The following is a 3178-nucleotide window of genomic DNA, read 5'->3' as shown; positions in this document are numbered from 1 at the left end:
TGGTTATTGCCAGTGGCTATACGGCCAATGGCCATGGCAGGGACGCACTTTCTGCAGGCGCCAGGGACTTCCTCAGCAAGCCTTACCAGCTGAAGGAACTGGCGGCCATAATCAGGAAAACCCTGGACGCTGATTAGATTTTAGTTAAGCTTTAAACATAAAAGGACAGGTTAAACCTGCACTGATGGTCTGCCCATTCCACGATCACCTCTGATGGCAAAAATTCAAATCCCAAGCCAATCAGAAGCTGCAAAGCCGGGATTTGAGAAAGACACTTTTCATTTATCTGAATAGCCTACAGCGAAACTTCTAAAATTTATAATCTGTCTCAATTGGGGACAGGCACTTTTGCCCTTTGAAAACTTGCAATTGAACAAAAAATCAGGCGGCAAAAGAGCCAGTCCCCGGAGGTCAATATATAAGTTTCGCTGTAGTGATAGTATTCATGGTGTTACCCCCAGTGCATACCAGTAAGGTCTGAATCCAGATTCCGCAATATTCACAAAAGCTTTCGGGGTCGGACCTAACCAGGTTAGTGAACTAAGGCGGGCTTTGCCCGCAACCCAATCTTAAGAATAGAATGCTGCACCATGACTGGGACTGTCCCCAACCTCGTTCCCAGAAACGCGTAATACACCCATCCAAAGGTAATTATCGTAGAACGGTGATGATCAGAAAAGTGGCGGTAACCGTCAATCCCAGGGACCAGAACATGAACCGATCCAGACGACGGTTCATATCCTCGAAGCGTTTATCCATGGATTCAAAACGCTGGTTCATGGATTCAAACCGCTGGTTCATGGATTCAAAACGCTTGTCCACCGCTTCAAAACGCTGGTTTATGGATTCAAAACGCTGGTTCATGGATTCAAACCGCTGGTTCACTGCTTCAAAACACTGGTTCATCTGCTCCAGCAGAGCCTTGGTTAACTGCTCATGGGACCGCTGGGCTTCCTCAACTCGTACTATACGTTCGATAAGTGAGACCTGGCTGGCCCGCTTTTCCTGGGTCGCGATGAAATCGGCCAGGATGTCGGACAGCTCTGCGCGGACCATGTCCCTGAATTCCGGACTGGACAGTTGGTTTGCCGGGTTGTGCGTGGTATTGCCTGGTGAGGAGGCTTGAATATCCATCCTTTTTTCTTAATACGGCATAAAATGATCGTCAAGTCAAATAAATAAGATATGCTGATCAATGACAAATTTTTACTTGTTGGGTTAAGTAACTGGACAGTGCCGCGTCTTTTATCCCGCATCCAAAAGTAAGTTCTCATTTCAGATTGATTTTAGCGACAGATTAATTTACCCAGAAAGTTATACACCAAAACAAAAGCCTGGCCTTTCCCTTAATGATAATTAGTTTCTTTTTTACCTGGCAAAGAATTATTAGCCACAGACAATAAGCCAGACTGAAAAGACAGACACAGGATATCTTTCTGCGGACGACCTGTCCGCCGAAAAGCTGTCAGCACCTGCGGTGCAACACTCTGCCTCGCCGCAAGGCGATAGCATCCTTTCCATCTGGCAAGTCGCCAGGAGGAAAATATTCAGTCTGTCTTACAGTCTGTCTTACAGTCTGCCTTTACGTCGAGCGCAGCAGCTTGCCCTGCACCTATCTTGGCAGGGATGATAATTGCCCTGCGCATGAATTACTTACTCGGAACATGATAGATAGGTGCACGGGGGTGGCTGATAAATTCTATAAACCTTAGCCACAGGCAGGCTGCCTGTTATAATGAATAGTTACTAAATTTGTATAGATACCTGGTCTGGACTGAAAAGATATTTTGAGTAGCCTAAAAAGATAATAAAAACAGAAGATTATAAAAAACTTTTGACTGTCCATTGTAGGGATATGCAACCATGACCAAACACTCTTTGACCGCTTCATTAACCACAAACCGTCTGATCCTGGCGGCTGCAGTAATCTGGGTAGTTGTGCTGGTTGCGTCCCTGGCCTGGAACTGGCACCAGGTGAATAATATAACCATGTCCCTGGCTGAGAATGAAGCCAGGGCTTACTTTGAAAAAGATGTTGTCTACCGGCATTGGGCTGCCATGCATGGTGGAGTATATGTCCAGCCCACTGAAACCACCCCGCCCAACCCCTATCTTGAACATATTTCTGATCGGGACGTGGTCACAACGACCGGCAAGGAACTTACCCTGATCAATCCGGCCTACATGACCCGCCAGGTGCATGAACTGGCCCTGGAGCAGTACCATATGCTGGGGAACATCACCAGCCTCAACCCCCTGCGTCCTGAAAACGCCCCGGACCAATGGGAGGCCCGGGCCTTGCTCTCCTTTGAGCAGGGCACAGATCGTACTTCTTCAGTGGAAACCATGGATGGCCGCCAATATTTACGGTTTATGAAGCCGCTTGTAACTAAGGAAAACTGTCTTGGCTGTCATGGACATCAGGGTTATGCATTAGGTGATATTCATGGCGGAATAAGTGTTTCCGTACCCTGGGAACCTTACCTTGCTCAATCCGGAGAACAGAAAACAGGGCTGGTTGTTGCTCATGCACTCATCGGTGTTCTGGGGTTGCTTGGTTTATGGACCGGACAGCGCCTGCTGAGAGGTTCGGAATTGAAGCTGCTGGAGAGCAGGGAGCAAACTGCCTCCACCCTGTATTCCATAGGCGAAGGTGTCATTTCCTTCGACCAGACTGGCCGAATAGTGAATATGAACCCGGCTGCAGAAAAGCTGACCCATTGGGCTAATCGTGATTATAAAGGACGTTATCTGAATGAGGTATGCAGGATTGTCGATTACCATGACCACAGCAGGGAAGCATGTCCTGTATCTGAAATCTTACAGCAGGGGCAGCTCAAGGACCAGCACACTCATTCAGTGCTGATATCCAGAAACGGCAGCAAGATAACCATTAAGAAAACCTGCTCCCCCATTACAGACAGACTGGGCAACATAACAGGCGTAGTGCTGGTGTTTCGTGATGTTACCAGGGAACATACGGCGAACCTGCTTACCACTAAGCGGCTGGAACTGTATGAGTATGCACAGACTCATTCTTTGGATGAGCTTATGACCAGAGTCCTGGACGACGCCGAAGTATTCGTGGACAGTTCCATAGGTTTTTTCCATTTTGTGGAAAAAGATCAGAAGACCCTTTCCCTGCAGAACTGGTCAACCAGGTCATTAAAGGAGCTGT

Annotated in this window: 2 protein-coding genes; one reads left to right on the top strand and one right to left on the bottom strand. The window is 47.7% G+C overall.

Annotation, left to right across the window (positions count from 1 at the left end; translation table 11 throughout):
- Positions 1-651: 651 nt before the first annotated feature.
- The gene (locus QZP87_RS04455) at positions 652-1134 is read right to left on the bottom strand and encodes a hypothetical protein (RefSeq protein WP_291321716.1); all 483 of its coding nucleotides are present in this window, start codon (positions 1132-1134) and stop codon (positions 652-654) included.
- A gap of 729 nt (positions 1135-1863) precedes the next feature.
- On the opposite strand from QZP87_RS04455, the gene QZP87_RS04450 reads away from it, so the two are divergent.
- Positions 1864-3178: DUF3365 domain-containing protein (locus tag QZP87_RS04450; protein ID WP_291321715.1), on the top strand; the 1315-nt coding region annotated here is incomplete at its 3' end.

Source organism: Desulfonatronospira sp., from assembly GCA_003563255.1.
Classification (GTDB): domain Bacteria; phylum Desulfobacterota; class Desulfovibrionia; order Desulfovibrionales; family Desulfonatronovibrionaceae; genus Desulfonatronospira.
The sequence above is the reverse complement of the archived record's forward strand: the minus strand, read 5'-3'. Positions and strand labels throughout refer to the sequence as shown.